The 17,488-nt window shown below is 55.8% G+C and carries 14 protein-coding genes; 4 read left to right on the forward strand and 10 right to left on the reverse strand.

What is annotated here, in order from left to right; translation table 11 throughout:
* Window positions 1–22: 22 nt before the first annotated feature.
* Window positions 23–1,783 (reverse strand): DEAD/DEAH box helicase, encoded by a 1,761-nt coding sequence (locus ACOT1A_RS04045; protein ID WP_276169875.1) that lies wholly within the window; start codon window positions 1,781–1,783, stop codon window positions 23–25.
* Between the two features lie 151 nt (window positions 1,784–1,934).
* On the opposite strand from ACOT1A_RS04045, the gene rsuA reads away from it, so the two are divergent.
* From rsuA to ACOT1A_RS04060, 3 genes are all read left to right on the forward strand, one after another.
* On the forward strand, window positions 1,935–2,642 hold the full coding sequence (gene rsuA, locus ACOT1A_RS04050; protein ID WP_022648731.1) for a 16S rRNA pseudouridine(516) synthase RsuA: 708 nt from the start codon (window positions 1,935–1,937) through the stop codon (window positions 2,640–2,642).
* 15 nt (window positions 2,643–2,657) lie between these two features.
* On the forward strand, window positions 2,658–3,857 hold the full coding sequence (locus tag ACOT1A_RS04055; protein WP_022648730.1) for a Bcr/CflA family multidrug efflux MFS transporter: 1,200 nt from the start codon (window positions 2,658–2,660) through the stop codon (window positions 3,855–3,857).
* Between the two features lie 276 nt (window positions 3,858–4,133).
* Complete coding sequence (locus ACOT1A_RS04060) at window positions 4,134–4,478, forward strand: YejG family protein (protein WP_003859372.1); 345 nt, start codon at window positions 4,134–4,136, stop codon at window positions 4,476–4,478.
* A gap of 3 nt (window positions 4,479–4,481) precedes the next feature.
* On the opposite strand, the gene yejF is transcribed toward ACOT1A_RS04060, so the two are convergent.
* The 9 genes from yejF to ACOT1A_RS04105 all read right to left on the reverse strand — a co-directional run bounded on the left by yejF (window position 4,482) and on the right by ACOT1A_RS04105 (window position 16,072).
* Window positions 4,482–6,071, reverse strand: coding sequence for a microcin C ABC transporter ATP-binding protein YejF (gene yejF / locus ACOT1A_RS04065; RefSeq protein WP_276169874.1), 1,590 nt, complete (start codon window positions 6,069–6,071; stop codon window positions 4,482–4,484).
* 1 nt (window position 6,072) lies between these two features.
* Complete coding sequence (locus ACOT1A_RS04070; protein WP_023330165.1) at window positions 6,073–7,098, reverse strand: microcin C ABC transporter permease; 1,026 nt, start codon at window positions 7,096–7,098, stop codon at window positions 6,073–6,075.
* On the reverse strand, window positions 7,098–8,192 hold the full coding sequence (locus ACOT1A_RS04075) for a microcin C ABC transporter permease YejB (RefSeq protein ID WP_155019445.1): 1,095 nt from the start codon (window positions 8,190–8,192) through the stop codon (window positions 7,098–7,100). Before ACOT1A_RS04075 ends, ACOT1A_RS04070 begins: the two co-directional genes overlap by 1 nt.
* Before the next feature lie 9 nt (window positions 8,193–8,201).
* Complete coding sequence (locus ACOT1A_RS04080) at window positions 8,202–10,007, reverse strand: extracellular solute-binding protein (RefSeq protein ID WP_063148496.1); 1,806 nt, start codon at window positions 10,005–10,007, stop codon at window positions 8,202–8,204.
* Window positions 10,008–10,082: 75 nt separating this feature from the next.
* Entirely contained in the window at window positions 10,083–11,636 is a 1,554-nt protein-coding gene (locus tag ACOT1A_RS04085) for a cyclic di-GMP phosphodiesterase (RefSeq protein ID WP_063151840.1), read from the reverse strand.
* 127 nt (window positions 11,637–11,763) lie between these two features.
* Entirely contained in the window at window positions 11,764–12,333 is a 570-nt protein-coding gene (gene mepS / locus ACOT1A_RS04090) for a bifunctional murein DD-endopeptidase/murein LD-carboxypeptidase (protein WP_003859364.1), read from the reverse strand.
* Window positions 12,334–12,757: 424 nt separating this feature from the next.
* The gene (locus ACOT1A_RS04095) at window positions 12,758–13,462 is read right to left on the reverse strand and encodes a phosphatase PAP2 family protein (protein ID WP_022648725.1); all 705 of its coding nucleotides are present in this window, start codon (window positions 13,460–13,462) and stop codon (window positions 12,758–12,760) included.
* A 33-nt stretch (window positions 13,463–13,495) separates the two neighbouring features.
* Window positions 13,496–14,482 carry a CobW family GTP-binding protein gene (locus ACOT1A_RS04100; RefSeq protein WP_032623899.1) on the reverse strand — a complete coding sequence of 329 codons (987 nt, stop codon included), beginning with the start codon at window positions 14,480–14,482 and terminating at the stop codon, window positions 13,496–13,498.
* A gap of 123 nt (window positions 14,483–14,605) precedes the next feature.
* Complete coding sequence (locus ACOT1A_RS04105; protein ID WP_276169873.1) at window positions 14,606–16,072, reverse strand: mannitol dehydrogenase family protein; 1,467 nt, start codon at window positions 16,070–16,072, stop codon at window positions 14,606–14,608.
* Window positions 16,073–16,277: 205 nt separating this feature from the next.
* Here ACOT1A_RS04105 and uxuA point away from each other — a divergent pair, with 205 nt between their 5' ends.
* Window positions 16,278–17,468, forward strand: a complete 1,191-nt coding sequence (uxuA, locus tag ACOT1A_RS04110; RefSeq protein ID WP_276169872.1) for a mannonate dehydratase — start codon at window positions 16,278–16,280, stop codon at window positions 17,466–17,468.
* The last annotated feature ends 20 nt before the right edge of the window (window positions 17,469–17,488 follow it).

Raw genomic sequence — 17,488 nt, forward strand, 5'->3', positions numbered from 1 at the left:
CGCGCATCAACGAAAAGTCCCGTTAACCGCGCAATTCGTTTGCCCGGCGAAAGCGTCCTTCATAGTCAAAGACCTTCTCACGCACCTGCCAGAACTGCCCTTTTTTACGGGCGACAACAAAATCAGGATGGCGCAGCAGCGCCTGCTGGCGCACGATATCGGCCACGGTTATCCAGCGCAGCGGCACGCCGGGCGTGCGGGTATGCGGGCGGATAAAGAGCTGTTCGAACGCGGTGCGCTGGGCGGGCGTCTGGACCCTGAACCGCTCGCTGACGTCTGCGCCGTCCTCGTCGTAATAGGTAATCTTTAGCCACTCGCCTTTTTCATCCGCACCGGGCTGTAAGACCATGCCGGAACAGCGCAGCACCAGCGCATCTTTCAGTTTCAGCGCCGCTTTCAGCATGTCATCCGGGTCGACCAACACCGTGTCACACTCCCGACAGCGGCGGGCAGCGATATCGTTCTCGGCGTTGCACTGCGGGCAGTTTTTGAAGCGGAAGCGGAAATCACACTGTTCGCGATGGCCTTCATCGTCTTCAAACCAGCCCTGACAGCGGCGGCCAAAATGTTCGATCAGCGTGCCGTCGGCGGTAGTTTTGCCCCAGAAAGTGTTGGCAAACCCGCAGGCCGGACAAAACACCTGTACCGGCACGTTGTCGCTCTTGCCTTTTGGCGTGCCCACTTCCGGGGAGTAGAGATCGTGCGGATTACCGGCATAATCGAGGATCAGACAGTCGGTTTTGCCCGGTGCCAGGCGCAGGCCACGGCCGACAATCTGCTGGTACAGGCTGACGGATTCGGTCGGGCGAAGAATCGCAATCAGGTCAACGTGCGGTGCGTCAAACCCGGTGGTTAATACGGAGACATTCACCAGGTAGCGGAACTGCTGGGCTTTGAAAGCCTCAATCAGGCTGTCGCGCTCCGGCCCGGGGGTTTCACCGGTAATTAACGCCGCGTCGTTGGTGGGCATAAGCCCCGTGATTTCACGCGCGTGTTCGACGGTAGCAGCAAAAATCATCACCCCTTTGCGCGTTTGCGCAAACTCTTCAATCTGGCTGATGATATGCGGCGTGATCCGCTTCTGTTTTTTCAGCTCATGGTTAAGATCCGCCTCGCTGAACAGCCCGTTGCTCTGCGCCTGTAAGCGGCTGAAATCGTACTGCACGACCGGCATATCCAGCCGCTCCGGTGGCGTCAGATAGCCATGCTTGATCATGTAGCGCAGCGGAAGCTCATAGATACAGTCGCGGAACAGGGCCTTTTCATCGCCACGCACCATGCCGTGATAATGAAACTGATAAATCCAGCCCTTGCCCAGACGAAATGGCGTGGCGGTCAGGCCAAGCAGGCGTAAGTGAGGGTTCACCTCTCTCAGATGAGTGAGGATTTGCTGATACTGGCTGTCGTCGTCATCGCTGATGCGGTGACACTCATCGACAATCAGCAGGGAAAACTCGCTGCGAAACAGGTCCAGGTTGCGCGCAACGGACTGTACGCTGCCAAACACCACTTTCCCGTGGCTCTCTTTGCGCTTCAGCCCGGCGGCAAAAATATCGGCCTCCAGGCCGAGCGCGCAATATTTGGCGTGGTTTTGCGCCACCAGCTCTTTTACGTGCGCCAGCACCAGCACGCGCCCGCGAGCCAGGCGCGCCAGTTCGGCAATCACCAGGCTTTTACCGGCTCCGGTCGGGAGCACGATGGCAGCGGGTTCCCGGTGCTTGCGAAACCAGGCGAGGGTGGCATCAACGGCTTCTTGCTGATAGGGGCGTAGTGTGAACGTCATGGCTTCTCTATTCAGTTAACTCGCATATAGTATGCCACGAAACTTTTTCCCTTGAGTGGCGCAACCAGACCATTATACTGAACTGTTTCTGACTGCTTCTTTTTCGGACGCGTAGTCCGACTTCCAGCACCATTAAGGCTAAAAAGATTTCATGCGACTTGATAAGTTTATCGCTCAGCAACTCGGCGTAAGCCGCGCTATTGCCGGGCGTGAAATTCGCGCCAGCCGCGTAACCGTGGACGGCGACATTGTGAAAGACAGCGCTTTTAAACTCCAGCCTGACCACCAGGTGGAGTATGACGGCAACCCGCTGACCCAGCAGAATGGCCCGCGCTACTTCATGCTCAACAAACCGGAAGGTTACGTCTGTTCAACGGACGATCCGGATCACCCGACGGTGCTCTACTTCCTCGACGAACCTGTGGCGCACAAGCTGCATGCGGCAGGGCGACTGGATATTGATACCACCGGCCTGGTGCTGATGACCGATGACGGTCAGTGGTCGCACCGCATCACCTCCCCGCGCCATCACTGTGAGAAAACCTATCGGGTGACACTTGAGTCGCCGGTCTCGGATGACACGGCAGAGCAATTCGCGAAAGGCGTTCAGCTACATAATGAAAAAGATCTGACCAAACCGGCGGTGCTGGAAGTCATTACCCCAACGGACGTCCGTCTGACCATCAGTGAAGGCCGTTACCACCAGGTGAAACGGATGTTTGCCGCCGTGGGCAACCACGTTGTGGGGCTGCATCGTGAACGTATCGGCGCGATTGAACTCGATCCAGACCTGGCGCCAGGGGAATATCGCCCGCTGACGGAAGAAGAGATTGCCAGCGTCGGGCTGCTTTCACGCTAAATTCAGGAGAACCCTGTGACCACCAGGCCACACTCGTCGTTTAAAATCGTATTTATCCTTGGCCTGTTGGCCATGCTGATGCCGCTGTCTATCGATATGTATCTGCCCGCGCTGCCGGTGATTTCCGCGCAGTTTGGCGTACCGGCAGGCAGCGCACAGATGACGCTCAGCACCTACATTCTTGGTTTTGCGCTCGGCCAGCTCTTTTATGGCCCAATGGCAGACAGCCTGGGGCGCAAACCCGTTATTCTGGGCGGGACGTTGATATTTGCCGCAGCGGCGGTGGCCTGCGCGCTGGCGCAGAGTATCGATCAGCTGATCGTGATGCGTTTCTTCCATGGCCTGGCTGCGGCTGCGGCAAGCGTGGTGATTAACGCGCTGATGCGCGACATCTACCCGAAGGAAGAGTTCTCACGCATGATGTCGTTCGTCATGCTGGTCACAACAATTGCGCCGCTGGTCGCCCCCATGGTGGGCGGGGCGGTGCTGGTGTGGTTCAGCTGGCATGCGATTTTCTGGATCCTGGCGATTGCCGCGCTGCTGGCCTCGGTGATGATCTTCGTCTTTATCGATGAAACGCTGCCGGTCGAGCGCCGTCAGAAGTTTCACGTCCGCACCACGCTTGGCAACTTTGCCTCGCTGTTTCGCCATAAGCGCGTGCTGAGCTATATGCTTGCCAGCGGCTTTAGCTTTGCCGGGATGTTTTCGTTCCTGAGCGCGGGGCCGTTTGTGTACATCGAACTGAACCATGTGTCACCCCAGCACTTTGGTTACTACTTCGCGCTGAATATCGTGTTCCTGTTTGTGATGACCATTATCAACAGCCGCTTTGTCCGGCGGGTCGGGGCGCTGAATATGTTCCGCGCCGGGCTGTGGATCCAGTTCGTGATGGCTATCTGGCTGGTATTGAGCGCGTTGCTGGGCGTCGGTTTTTGGGCGCTGGTGGTGGGCGTGGCGGCGTTTGTTGGCTGCGTTTCGATGGTCTCATCCAACGCGATGGCGGTGATCCTCGACGAATTCCCGCATATGGCGGGCACCGCCTCGTCGCTGGCAGGGACGTTCCGTTTCGGGATTGGCGCGATTGTCGGGGCGCTGCTCTCAATGGCGACGTTTAATACTGCCTGGCCGATGCTGTGGGCGATTGCCCTCTGCGCGACTTGCTCCATCCTCTTCTATCTTTACGCCAGCCGGCCCCGTAAGACGGCGCATAAATGAGCACTTAAGGCCCGAAACGGGCCTTTTTGTTGACCCATATCAACCAACCCTCGGTTCGTTTACCCGGTGTTTGTTTCTTTTATGTAAAATCTATTTATGTAAAAAGTCACATCATTGTATTTAAAAAGGTTGAGTTAGATCGCAGAAACGGGTACATATAGCGCCGACGCGAGCCTGCAACGCCTATAAAATCCGCTAAACAGTGCAGGTTGGCGATGATGTGTTACTATAAATGTAAATAAATTGTGAAGTAAATTTGCTTCCGGGGATCTGAACGTGAATACATTACAACTCTCCATTGTCCATCGCTTGCCCCAGAGCTATCGCTGGTCGACGGGTTTTGCAGGTTCGAAAGTTGAACCGATTCCGCAAAGCGTTGCCGGGGAGGATAATTGTCTGGTGGCGCTCAAGCTGCTTAGCCCGAGCGATGAAAATGCGTGGCCGGTTATGGAACGTCTCAGCCAGGCGCTGACGGACATCGAAGTAGACAGCTCCGTGCTGGAATGCGAAGGTGAGCCGTGCCTGTTTGTTAACAGCCAGGATGAATTTGCTGCGACCTGCCGTCTGAAAAACTTCGGCGTGGCGATTGCCGAACCGTTCTCCGGTCAATATCCTTTCTGAGTGCTAGTCGGCGGACAATAGCTGGCGCGTGTAATCCTGCGCAGGCGCAGTGAATACGCGCTGGCACTCTCCCTGCTCAACGACTTCTCCCTGCCGCAATACCACCACCTGATGGCAAAGCGCACGCACCACCTGTAAATCGTGGCTGATAAAGATATAGGCCAGCCGATGCTTTTCCTGTAGCCCCTTCAGCAGCGCCAGAATTTGCGCCTGCACGGTGCGGTCCAGTGAAGAGGTAGGCTCGTCCAGCACGATCAGCTCCGGTTTCAGGATCAACGCGCGGGCAATCGCTATACGCTGGCGCTGTCCGCCGGAAAACTCAGCCGGATACCGGTGCCGGGTCTCGGGATCTAAACCCACTTCCGCCATCACCCGCTTCACGTCGATTTCACGCTGTTGTGCCGTCAGCGCGGGCTGATGAACGCGCAGGCCCTCTTCAATAATCTGCAATACGCTCAGCCGCGGGTTCAGCGAAGAGTTCGGATCCTGAAAGACCACCTGCATCCGCGGGCGGACGGGCAGCATTTGGCGGCGGCTCAGGTTTTGCAGCGGCATGCCGTCAAAGAGAATGCTTCCCTGCGAGGCGATCAGGCGCAGCAGCGCCAGGCCGGTGGTGCTTTTGCCCGAACCGGATTCGCCCACAAGCCCGAGCGACTCGCCCGGACGCAGAGAGAAGCTCATGTTTTTCAGAACATGATTGTGATCGACCACGCGACGCAAAATGCCTTTGCGGATCGGGAATGACACCGACAGGTCCTCAACCTTCAGCAACGGTGCGCTGTCAGCGTTAAGCGGAACCGGGTCGCCAGAGGGTTCGCTATCGAGCAGGCGCTGTGTATACGGGTGCTGAGGCGCGCTCAGCAGGGCAGTTGCCCTGTTCTGTTCGACGCAGCGGCCATTTTGCATCACGGCCACCGCGTCAGCGAGCTTTTTCACGATGCTCAGGTTGTGGGTAATAAACAGCAGGCTCATGTTCAGCTCGTCGCGCAGTTCACGCAGCAGTTGCAGAATTTGCGCCTGCACCGTGACGTCCAGCGCGGTGGTGGGTTCATCCGCAATCAACAGTTCGGGGCGCGTCAGCAGCGCCATCGCGATCATCACGCGCTGGCGCTCGCCGCCGGAAAGCTGATGCGGGAAATCGTTCAGCCTTTTCGCCGCATTACGAATGCCGGTGCGTTCAAGGCAGTCCAGAATTTCCCCCCGCGCTGCCTCTTTACGCATTCCCCGATGAAGTGACAGCACTTCATAGAGCTGTTTTTCCAGCGTATGCAATGGATTGAGCGACACCATCGGCTCCTGAAAAATCATGGCAATCTTATTGCCACGAATGCCGCGCAGGGTTTGCTCATCAGCGTTCAGCAGGGATTGTCCATGGAACAGAATATCCCCCTGCGGATAGCTGGCCGGCGGGGAAGGGAGCAGGCGCAGCACCGACAGTGCCGAAACGCTCTTACCAGAGCCGGATTCCCCGACCAGCGCCAGCGTCTCTCCGCGCTGGATCTGCAACGATAAATCCGTCACCACCGGGCGAGATTCGCCCTGCTTTGAAAACTCAATCGACAGATTTTCTATGCTCAGAAGAGGCCGGGTCATGTCATACCGCCTTGTTGGGATCGAAGGCATCGCGCACGGCTTCGCCAATAAAAATCAGCAGGGAAAGCAGCACAGCCACGGAGAGGAATGCGGCGATGCCCAGCCAGGGGGCCTGGAGGTTGTTTTTGCCCTGCAACAGCAGTTCGCCAAGAGACGGTGAGCCCAGCGGCAAACCGAAACCAAGAAAATCAAGCGACGTCAGGGTGGTAATGGAGCTACACAAAATAAACGGCAGGAAGGTGAGGGTCGCCACCACCGCATTGGGAAGCATGTGACGGAAGATAATTGCGCGATCGCTCACGCCTAATGCCTGCGCGGCGCGAATATAATCGTAATTTCGCGTGCGCAGAAACTCCGCGCGCACCACGCCGACCAGTGCCATCCAGCCGAACAGGACGGTGATGCCTAACAGCCACCAGAAGCCAGGCTGTACTACGCTGGACAGCAGGATAATCAGAAACAGCGTCGGCATACCGGACCAGACTTCAATTACGCGCTGCCCCCACAAATCGATTTTTCCACCGTAATAGCCCTGCATGGCGCCCGCCACGACGCCCATCACGCTGCTAAAGAGCGTCAGCAGCAGCCCAAACAGGAGCGAGATGCGGGTGCCATAGAGGATGCGCGCCAGCACATCGCCGCCGTTGGCGTCCGTTCCCAGCCAGTTCTGCGAGGAAGGCGGGGAAGGGAAGGGGGTGGACGTGGCGTAGTTAATACTGTTCGCGCCAAAGCGAATCGGTGCCCAAAGCGCCCAGCCGTGCTGCGCGATTTGTTCACGTAACCAGGGATCCTGATACTCGGCTGGCGTCGCAAACGGACCGCCAAAATCGCTTTCGCTATAGGTAGTAAGCACCGGCACGTACCAGCGATCTTTGAAATGCACCAGCAGGGGTTTATCGTTGGCAATCAGTTCGGAACACAGACTTAAGGCAAACAGGACGGCGAAGATCCAGAGCGACCAGTAGCCGCGACGGTTGTGGCGAAAGCGCGCCCAGCGGGCCTGATTGACGGGGCTTAAACGCGACATTAGCGGCCCTCAAAATCGATACGGGGATCGACCAGCGTATAGCTGATATCGCTGATGATATTCAGCAGCAGGCCGATCAGGGTGAAAATGTACAGTGTGCCAAACATCACCGGGTAATCACGGGAGACGGTGGCCTCATAGCCGAGCAGCCCTAAACCGTTGAGAGAGAACATCACTTCTATCAGCAGAGAGCCGGTAAAAAACATACTGATGAACGTGGCGGGAAAACCGGCAATCACCAGCAGCATGGCGTTACGAAAAACGTGCTTCCACATAATCTGCTTTTCACCGACGCCTTTGGCGCGCGCGGTGACGACGTACTGTTTGCGGATCTCATCAAGAAAGGCATTTTTGGTCAGCATCGTAAGCGCCGCAAAACCGCCGATAACCGTCGCCAGCACCGGAAGCGTGATGTGCCAGAAGTAATCGGTGATTTTCTGATACCACGGCAGCGTGCTGAAATCCGCAGAGACCAGCCCGCGCAGCGGGAAGAGATCGAAATAACTGCCGCCAGCGAAAAAGACAATCAGCAGCACGGCAAACAGAAACGCCGGGATAGCGTAGCCGATGATAATGAACGTGCTGCTCCAGATATCAAAACGGCTACCGTTGTAGACCGCTTTGCGGATCCCCAGCGGAATGGAGACCAGATAAATAATCAGCGTCCCCCACAGTCCGAGCGTGATGGAAACCGGCAGGCTTTGCTTGATCAGGGTTAGCACCGAGGCGCTGCGAAACAGGCTGTCGCCAAAATCGAAACGGACATAATCCCAGAGCATCCTGAAATAACGCTCGTGCAGCGGCCTGTCAAAACCATAGCGATGGGTGATCTCGGCGATCACCTCCGGATCCAGTCCCCGACCGCCCCGGTAGTGGCTTTCGCTGATATTGCCCACGCCCGTCCGGGCATGGCTGGCCCCCATTCCTTCACCGCCGCCGCCCGGCATGCCGCCAGCGTGACCAAATTCTATGGCCGCAATCGCCTGGTCCACCGGGCCGCCGGGGGCAATCTGCACGATAAAAAAGTTAATGGTAATGATGGCCCATAGCGTCGGGATAACCAGCAGCAGCCTGCGGATAAGATAAGCGCCCATCGTCACTCCTCAACGCCGCGCTGCGGGCAGTTTTGCGGCTTTATTCACGTCATACCACCACGTATCAAAACCAAGCGTATAAACCGGGCGAACGGCGGGCAGGGAGAATTTGTCCCAGCGGGCCACGCGATCTTCACCCATGTACCACATCGGCAGCATGTAATAGTTCCAGGTTAACACCCGGTCAAGCGCACGCCCGAGCGGCAGAAGTTTCTCTTTATCGCCCTGAGCGGCAACGATTTTCGCGATCAGCGCATCAATCACCGGACTCTTTACCCCCGGAGCGTTGTAGGAGGAGTCGATATAGCCCGATGCCCAGGAGATTTGCAGGTCTGAACTCGGCCACGGCTGGGCAGCCCACAGGGTTTGCATCATGTCGTAATCGCGACTGCGCTTGCGGTTGGTCAGCTGGGCAATATCGACCTGGCGGATATTCATGGTCACCCCAAGACGGGCAAGGTTCTTCTTAAACGGCAGCACCCACTGATCGTTTGCGCCGGAGGCAATCAGCAGTTCGAAGCTGAGCGGCTTACCAGTTTTAACATTTACTCGTAGCCGATTTTTCAACACCCAGCCAGCGTCATCCAGCAGTTTGCTGGCTTTCAGCAGGTTGTCCCGGTCGAACCCGTTTCCGTCGGATTTTGGCGGTTCAAATAGGCGGGTGAACACTTCCGGCGGGAGCTCCGCTTTCATTGGCGCCAGCAAAACCAGCTCGTCCGCGTGGGGATAATCACGGGCGGCATATTCAGTATTCTGGAAATAGCTGTTCGCCCGGCTGTAGGCTCCGTAAAACAGCGCTTTGTTCATCCATTCGAAATCAAACGCCAGGGTAATAGCTTCACGCACCCGACGATCGGAAAAAACCGGGCGCTGAATATTAAACGCCAGCCAGCGCGTGTCCTGCGCGGATTCGTTTTTATGTTCGTCTTTAACGATATAGCCTTTCGCGAAATTTTTTCCGATATACCGGGTCGCCCAGTTTTTGGCGCTGTTCTCGACACGTAAATCAAATGCGCCTGCCTTAAACGCCTCGAAGGCCACGTTATCATCCAGGTAGTAGTCGTAGCGGATTGTATCGAAGTTCCAGCGGCCCCGGTTTACCGGCAGCGTGGCTGCCCAGTAATCTTTCACGCGGGAATAGATCACGTACTGGCCCATTCGCCAGTCGGTAATGCGATACGGTCCTCCGGCCAGCGGCGGGGAAGAGAGGGGATCGCTCAGCTTATGGTTTTTCCAGAATGATTCGGGCATGACGGGCAGGGAGAACAGGCTCAGCATATTCTCTTTGTTTGGCTCAGGGAGTTCGATTCGCACGGTCAGCGGGGCGATGGCTTTCACCGTGGTGCCCTTGTACACCAGACGAAACTGCGGCACGCCTTCGGTCATAAATTTATGAAAGGTGAACGCCACATCGCGGGCGCTAACCGGCGTACCGTCGTGAAAACGCGCCCGCGGATTAATCGCGATTTCTGCCCAGCTAAAATCATCGGCGTAACGCACGTTCTCAGCGACCAGGGGATAATAGCTGCCGGGCTCGTCGTCGGAGGTGACGAACAGCGTGTCATAGAGGGATTCGGTACGCGCTGCCGCCACGCCGCGCAGGGCGAAGCGGTTAAAGTTGTCAAACGTTCCGGTCGCGGAAAGCGTCACGTTCCCGCCTTTCGGGGCGGCGGGGTTCACATAATCGTAGTGAGTAAAGTTGACCGCATACTTCGGCTCGCCAATGACGGCAAAGGCCGTGCTCTCTTTGATGGTCTGCGCCTGGCCCGACAGGCTCACCAGCGCCAACAGCATCAATACAACGCGCATAATCATAGTGCGGCGGATCCCTTTGTTCACAGGCAGGCTCGGTTGAGGAGAATAATAAGGGACAGCGTCGTGATTGTGAAATTATTCCCCGAGCGTGATGTCGGGTTGCCACGTCCTGAACTGCTCCAGCGGCATTGGTCGGCCGATCCAGTAGCCCTGAAGATAGTTCACGCCATGCTCGCGCAGCCACGCCGCCTGCTCGGGCGTTTCAACACCCTCGGCGACGGTTAACATATTCAGGCGTTCTGCCAGCGTCAGCACCGCGTCCAGCACTGGCGAGGTAACGGTTTCAGTCCCGATGGCATTCACGAAGCCACGGTCAATTTTCAGGTAATCCATCGTGAAGCGTTCCAGATAGATCAGCGCGCTGTGGCCGGTGCCAAAATCATCGATGGCGATTTCAAAACCTTCATTGTGCAGCCATTCAAACAGCTGATTTGCCTCGCGGTGGTTGATCATGTCGCGCTCGGTTATTTCCAGCACAATCTGGAAGTGATCGGGCGGAAGGGCAGCGGCAAACGCGCGCATATCCTCCTTAAAGCTTTCCGCATGCAGATGACCGGGTGCGATGTTGATCCCAAACTTGGCCCCAGGCGGGAGCACCGTTTGCAGGACAGGGGCATCGCGGATAATCAGGTCAAAAAGATGCAGCGTCAGCGGGACAATCAGCTTCTGCGCTTCAGCAAAATTAATAAAGGCATCCGGTGGAATTTCGCCCATCACCGGGTGCTTCCAGCGCATCAGGACTTCCAGCCCGGTCATTCTGAGCGACTGCGCATCCACGACGGGCTGATAGACCACGTAGAACTGGTCGTGCTTGATGGCCGTAAGGATCTCTTTCCCGGGATTCAGACGGATAGTGAGAATATAGAAATTCAGCAGACCTGCCGCAATACCGCAGACCAGGCCGAAGAACACGGCGTAGAGCAGTTCATCGGTCTTCCAGGCTTGCGCATAGACGTTAACGGTCAGAGGAATATTTTTCAGCGTGGCGGTGCGGGCAGGGACCTCAGGCAAATCCCGCGCCTGAACCAGCATTCCGGACTGGGTGGATAACGCGGAGTCGCCAATGACGATCGATATTCCGGAAAATTCATCCTGACGTGACGTATAAAGAAGGTAAGGCGTCAGGTTGATGTTCACGGAGGTAAATACGCCGCCGTCTTTTACCAGCGGATTGCGATACCAGATAGCGATCGCGGGTTTATCCGGCAGCATGGGCGTACCCGGCAGGAGCGCGATATCAACAGGTTTGCTGATGTGTAGCTGAGGGATAAGCGTTTCCATTGGGGTATTCATCGGACCTGTTGCCGAAGAGCAGAAGGCCTGTTTATCCCGGACCAGCAAAAAGGCGCGCACGTTAATACTGAAGGCCGCGCGTGAGGTGAGCGCCGCACTGACCTCTTCACAGCTGTTCAGCGTGAGCGGCTGGAGCGTATCAATAGAGGTTTTAAGCTCGTCGAAAAAGCTCTCCATGTAGACGCTTAAATCCGTAATGAGGGTATCGTACCTGACTTCTCGCTTGTGATAACTCCAGTAAAACTGTAACGCACTCAGAAGCAGGGCGGTAAACAACCCCGTCAGAATACTGAGAAACAGTATCTTGCGGTTGCTGGAGAAGTAGCGGGTAAACATAGATGTCGTGATTCCTGAAATGACGCTGGATGTCTATCAGTGTAACGGGCAAAAAAAAACACTGCCGGAGCAGTGCTTTTTTAATCGTATCGCCAGCCAAGGGATAACCAACGATACGACAGCAATATTAACTACGGCTCAGAACGCGGCGAGCTTCGTTGTAGCGCTTCTTCCAGTAAGGTTCGTTCATGCTGGAAATCGTCACACCACTGCTGGTGGAAGCATGGACAAACTGATCGTTACCGATATAGATGCCAACGTGTCGACCGGTTGAACCTGCTCTGAACAGGACTAAATCGCCCGTACGCAGTTTAGTGCGCGAAATGGACTTGCCCATTTCCTGCTGTTCATAAGTAGAACGCGGAAGATCTAACCCAAACTGCTCACGGAAAGTACGCTGTACGAATGCGGAGCAATCGATGCCTTTCTTGGTGCTGCCGCCCAGGCGGTAACGCACGCCTTTCCAGTCAGCATACTGATCCATAATACGCGACTTAACGTCGAGATTACGTACCATATTTTCAAATTCATCCTGAGAGGCTTGCAGTGAAGAGGAATCTTCCATTCCCACAACACGCGTCTCAGGATGCATATTCTTCGCGGTGTTCGTCGTACTACATGCCGAAAGCAGAACCGCCACTGCAATCGCCGGGATCCCCCGCAAGATATATCTCAAAATTGGTTGAGATTTGACCATTTTGTTTGTTTTCCCTTGAAGTCCTTAACGAAAATATCGTTATAAAAATGCCAACCGTGACGAGACTAATTATCTGTTCACAATGAGACAATTCTTTATGGTGAAATCTGTGGCACAACGCACAAAATTATTCACCACGATAATAATTATCTCAATGGGGCAAAACGAGTTCGAGGTTAACCGATTGCAAAGGGCATTGCGAGCAAAAAAGACCGTTTTTTTATAAGAAAATGTGATACACAACGTTACAGCGCGGAATTGCTCAAAATGCCGCCATTCATACCGGTAATCCCTGCAATTGCTTCATTTTTATCACGAATTGTATGACGGAATGATGACAGCGCTGAATGATGCCGGAAAGAAGTGACTCAGGGATCGAAAACGATCCCTGATGAATGGTGTTAATTAGCGTTATTTATTTGTTTCAGACTTGTTTAAATTTGCCGGGAAGATAGCGATCAAAAATACTTATTACGCGATCGCTCAGGGGAGTCATCAGCACCCAGGGTAAACCAATTAACACCGCCGTGAGGGAGCCTACGGCGATATCTGTCAGCCAGTGAGCGCCAATCATCACCCGCGGGAATGCAAATACCACCACAATAACCAGGGCGATGGCGAAGGCTTTTTTACCGAAATAGCGCAGCATGAAGCCAGCAAAAATCAGCAGCATCATACCGTGGTCGCCCGGGAAGCTGTCCTTCGAGGCGTCTTTGGTTGGAATATGAAGCAGCTCGCTGACGCGGTTAATATTCGGGAAAGAGAGCGACGGACTGGCGCGTTTAACCGGCATCAGATGCTGCGCCAGCTGGTTGATAATCACGGCTGCCAGCAGCATGACCAGGCCGATAATCAGAATACGGCGACGACCCGTTTTGTCTTCCTTCAGCCAGAAGGAGAGCATCAGACAGCCCATTGCCAGCAGCGAACAGCCGTCAAACGCGCGGTTGTTGGTGATCGCCACCAGCCACAGGAAGGCTTCACTCTTCGCCAGCGCCTGGTTAAAGAAGTGGAACAGCCCGGAATCCAGCGGGAACCAGAATCCGTGATCCGCCGGGATATACCAGGAGAAAAAGATCGCCAGACCGGCAGCGTTGAGCAATAAAATAGCAGGAAGTCGAGTCGTCATAGTCTTCAGCAATGTGTGAAATCAGGGGCAACGTTAGCCGCCCAAACTTAAACGAAGCTTCAACAGGCTTGACTGGAGGGCATTCCAGTCGGTATTAACCGCACTAATTAGCTCTATCCGGCTGTCAGGTGGCGCGACGTTCTGGGTTTCTATAAAGAAATCCTCGCCCTGACGATTAATGCGCACCAGACCATCCGGGGTGCGCATGATCCCTTTTACCCGCTCAACCGGCGCCAGTCTCGCCCATTCCAGTATACCAATGGTGTCGAAAACCGTATCGGCATCGAAGATCCAGCCGCAGGCCTGGTGTCCCTGGCCGCTGTTCAGATTTCGACGCCAGCGCTGATGTTCGGGCAGGCTCAGCGCAGCCAGACCTTGCTTCGCGCCGTGGCTATGCGAATGCTCTGCGCTGGCAGGCAGTTGCGCCTGGTTGAGGCGGGGAAGATCGAGCAGGGCGCCATCAATGTTGCCCTGGGTGGTCTGCACGTACTGACGTCCACCGCCAGCCTGCTGCCACCAGGCATTGAACGCGGCCTGACTCTCAGCCGTCGCGCGATCGGATTTATTCGCCACGATGATATCTGCCGAGGCGAGCTGGTCGCGGAAATTGTCGTTATTGATCGCTTTTTCATCCAGCAGCTGGCGGGGGTCGAGCAGGCAAAGCGTCGCACGCAGCTCAAGCCACGGCTCGTAGACCGGGGCGGTCAGTAAATCAAGAATTTGCTTCGGATGACCCAGCCCAGTGGGTTCAATCAGCAGACGGTCAGGCTTGCCCTGACGCAGCAGCGTATTCAGCCCGACCTGCATCGGCAGACCATTCACGCAGCACATACACCCGCCCGGGATCTCTTTCACCATCGCGCCGCTGTCGGCGAGCAACGCGCCGTCGATCCCCACTTCGCCAAATTCGTTGACCAGCACGGCCCACTTTTCCGCCGGATCTTTATTGGCCAGCAAATGCAGAATGGACGTAGTTTTACCGCTGCCGAGAAAACCGGTGATCAGGTTGGTTTTGGTCACGTGCGCTCCGATAAATAATTGTGATGTAGTAACAACTATCTATCATCCTGACGAAAAAATCGGGCATTGAGAAGAGGGAGGGCGAACGGAGCGTAAAACCGTTCGCCTTAAACGCAATAATCGCTAAATTTTTAACGTTTCGATAACGGCCTGACGCGCGCCGAGCCGGACGAGGCGCTGGTACGCGCCGGTGATTGCCTCGACAAAGACAGGGTTTTGCGGCAGGTCGTCGCCAAAGATTTCTTTTAGCGTCAGCAGGGCGCTAACGCGTTCTGCGTCACTGCTGGTAGCGACAATGGCCTGAAACTTGTCGCTCAGCGGATCGCGCACGTCAATGGCGTTGCCCTGGTCGTCCGTCCCGCTGACGTAGCGCATCCAGCCTGCGACGCCCAGCGCCAGTAATGGCCAGGCGGTGTTACACTCAAGATGCATGCGGATCCCATCCAGCATGCGCTGAGGCAGCTTCTGACTGCCGTCCATAGCGATTTGCCAGGTGCGGTGCTGTAGCGCCGGGTTGGCGAAGCGGTCAAGCAGGCTGTCAGCATAGGCTGTCAGATCAACGTTGGTGATGCGCAGCGTAGGGGCCTGCTCATTCAGCATCAGCCTGCGGGCAGCCTCGCGGAAGCTGTCGTCCTGCATACATTCATTTATGTGCGCGTAGCCGGCAAGGTAGCCCAGATACGCCAGGAAGGAGTGGCTGCCGTTCAGCATCCGCAGCTTCATCTGCTCCCAGGGCAGGACATCCTCAACCATCTGTACGCCTGCAACCTCCCATTCCGGACGCCCGGCGACAAAGTTATCTTCCACTACCCACTGAATGAACGGTTCACAGCTGATGGCGCAGGGATCTTCAACGCCAAGTTCCTGGGTGATTTCCGCGAGTGAGGCGTCAGTGGCGGCGGGCACGATTCGGTCGACCATGGTGCCAGGGAAGCTCACGTGCGCCTCGATCCATCCGGCCAGCTCTGCGGATCGCTTTCCGGCCATGCCGAGAACGGCATTTTTCACCACGTGGCCGTTGTCGGGAATGTTGTCGCAGGAGAGCACGGTAAACGCCGGCAGGCCGCGCTCGCGGCGGCGATGAAGCGCTTCGACCAGAATACCCGGCGCGGAATGCGGCTCAGACGGATGCGCAAGATCGTGCAGAATGCGGCTGTTGTGCATATCCAGTTTCCCCGTCGCCGGATCGATGCAGTAGCCTTTTTCGGTAATGGTGAGGGAGACAATGGCCACCTGCGGTTCGCAGAACTTCTCAATAATGGCTGCCAGCGAGTCGAGTTTTGCGTTCAGGCACTCTTTTACCGCACCGATAATAATGGGCTGATTGCCTTCGGCACCTTTCTCCAGCACGGTAAACAGATGATCCTGCGCGCGGAGCTGGCGCATGAGAACATCGCCGCTAAAGAGGCTAATCTCACAAATACCCCAGTCGCCTCCTTTGGCGTTCAGCACCCGGTTTGTTAACAACGCCTGATGCGCCCGGTGGAACGCGCCAAAGCCGAAATGGACGATGCGGGAGCGTAACTGCTCGCGATCGTAGCGGGGCTGCTGGACATGAGCAGGAAGCGCGGTGGAGGCAATAGTCTTCATGTAGTACACACCTGATTAACCATTAATTAACAATGCCAGTGTAAAGTTATATGACAGCAAATTAAATTGGTAAGCCGTAAATATCCCGGTTATGTGAGTTTGATCAATCAATGTCGCGCGCTGTGTTGACCACTTCGATTAAACATGTATGGTAGTCGTCATTGAGGTAATCCATATTGGTATAACAACTTGAGAGGGTGGGGCAATGGAACAAACCTGGCGTTGGTACGGGCCGAACGATCCGGTTTCTCTTGATGATGTGCGTCAGGCTGGCGCAACGGGTGTGGTCACGGCGCTGCATCATATTCCGAACGGTCAGGTGTGGCCGGTGGAGGAAATCCAAAAGCGTCAGGCACAGCTGGCAGAGAAGGGTCTAACCTGGTCTGTCGTGGAAAGTATTCCGGTTCACGAAGATATCAAAACCCACTCCGGTGAGTGTGAAACCTGGATTGCGAATTATCAGCAGAGCATTCGTAACCTGGCGGCCTGCGGTATTGATACCGTCTGCTATAACTTTATGCCAATTCTGGACTGGACGCGTACCGACCTGGAATATGAAATGGCCGATGGTTCGAAGGCGCTGCGTTTCGATCAAATCGCTTTTGCGGCTTTCGAGCTGCACATTCTGAAGCGTCCGGGGGCGGAAGCAGACTACACCGCCGAAGAGCAGCAGCAGGCGCTGGCGTGGTTCAGTGCCGCCAGTGAAGCGGACATTGAGAAGCTGGTTCGCAATATTATCGCGGGCCTGCCGGGGGCGGAAGAGGGCTATACCCTCGATCAGTTCCGCGCGCGCCTGGCGGAATATGGCGATATCGATAAAAACCAGCTGCGTGAAAACATGGCGCACTTCCTGCGCGCTATCGTGCCGGTGGCAGAAGAAGCGGGCGTGCGGCTGGCGGTTCATCCGGACGATCCTCCGCGTCCAATCCTTGGCCTGCCGCGTATCGTGTCGACCATTGAGGATATGCAGTGGCTAAAAGAGACGGTGGACAGCATCTACAACGGCTTTACCATGTGTACGGGCTCTTACGGCGTGCGTGCGGATAACGATCTGGTGCGGATGATCGAAACCTTCGGGGATCGCATTCATTTCACTCACCTGCGTGCAACCTGCCGTGAAGAGAATCCAAAAACCTTCCATGAAGCAGCCCACCTTGGCGGCGACGTGAACATGGTTGCGGTGGTGGATGCCATTCTCTCTGAAGAAGTACGTCGTAAGCAGGCGGGGGATGTACGTCCTATCCCGTTCCGTCCGGATCACGGGCATCAGATGCTGGACGATCTGCGCAAGAAAACGAATCCAGGGTATTCGGCGATTGGCCGTCTGAAAGGGATGGCGGAAGTGCGCGGTATCGAGCTGGCGCTGAAAATGACGAAGTATCCAGAGCTTCTGTAAGCCTGATTGCCCGGTGGCGC

This window comes from Enterobacter cloacae complex sp. SYL003, from assembly GCF_049236925.1.
Classification (GTDB): domain Bacteria; phylum Pseudomonadota; class Gammaproteobacteria; order Enterobacterales; family Enterobacteriaceae; genus Enterobacter; species Enterobacter intestinihominis.

Excerpts from the sequence above, each read along its gene's own strand:
- uxuA (WP_276169872.1), top strand. The coding sequence starts at position 16,278 with ATGGAACAAACCTGGCGTTGGTACGGGCCGAACGATCCGGTTTCTCTT.
- ACOT1A_RS04075 (WP_155019445.1), bottom strand. The coding sequence starts at position 8,192 with ATGGGCGCTTATCTTATCCGCAGGCTGCTGCTGGTTATCCCGACGCTA.
- ACOT1A_RS04080 (WP_063148496.1), bottom strand. The coding sequence starts at position 10,007 with ATGATTATGCGCGTTGTATTGATGCTGTTGGCGCTGGTGAGCCTGTCG.
- ACOT1A_RS04070 (WP_023330165.1), bottom strand. The coding sequence starts at position 7,098 with ATGTCGCGTTTAAGCCCCGTCAATCAGGCCCGCTGGGCGCGCTTTCGC.
- ACOT1A_RS04085 (WP_063151840.1), bottom strand. The coding sequence starts at position 11,636 with ATGTTTACCCGCTACTTCTCCAGCAACCGCAAGATACTGTTTCTCAGT.
- yejF (WP_276169874.1), bottom strand. The coding sequence starts at position 6,071 with ATGACCCGGCCTCTTCTGAGCATAGAAAATCTGTCGATTGAGTTTTCA.
- ACOT1A_RS04095 (WP_022648725.1), bottom strand. The coding sequence starts at position 13,462 with ATGACGACTCGACTTCCTGCTATTTTATTGCTCAACGCTGCCGGTCTG.
- ACOT1A_RS04045 (WP_276169875.1), bottom strand. The coding sequence starts at position 1,783 with ATGACGTTCACACTACGCCCCTATCAGCAAGAAGCCGTTGATGCCACC.
- rsuA (WP_022648731.1), top strand. The coding sequence starts at position 1,935 with ATGCGACTTGATAAGTTTATCGCTCAGCAACTCGGCGTAAGCCGCGCT.
- mepS (WP_003859364.1), bottom strand. The coding sequence starts at position 12,333 with ATGGTCAAATCTCAACCAATTTTGAGATATATCTTGCGGGGGATCCCG.
- ACOT1A_RS04105 (WP_276169873.1), bottom strand. The coding sequence starts at position 16,072 with ATGAAGACTATTGCCTCCACCGCGCTTCCTGCTCATGTCCAGCAGCCC.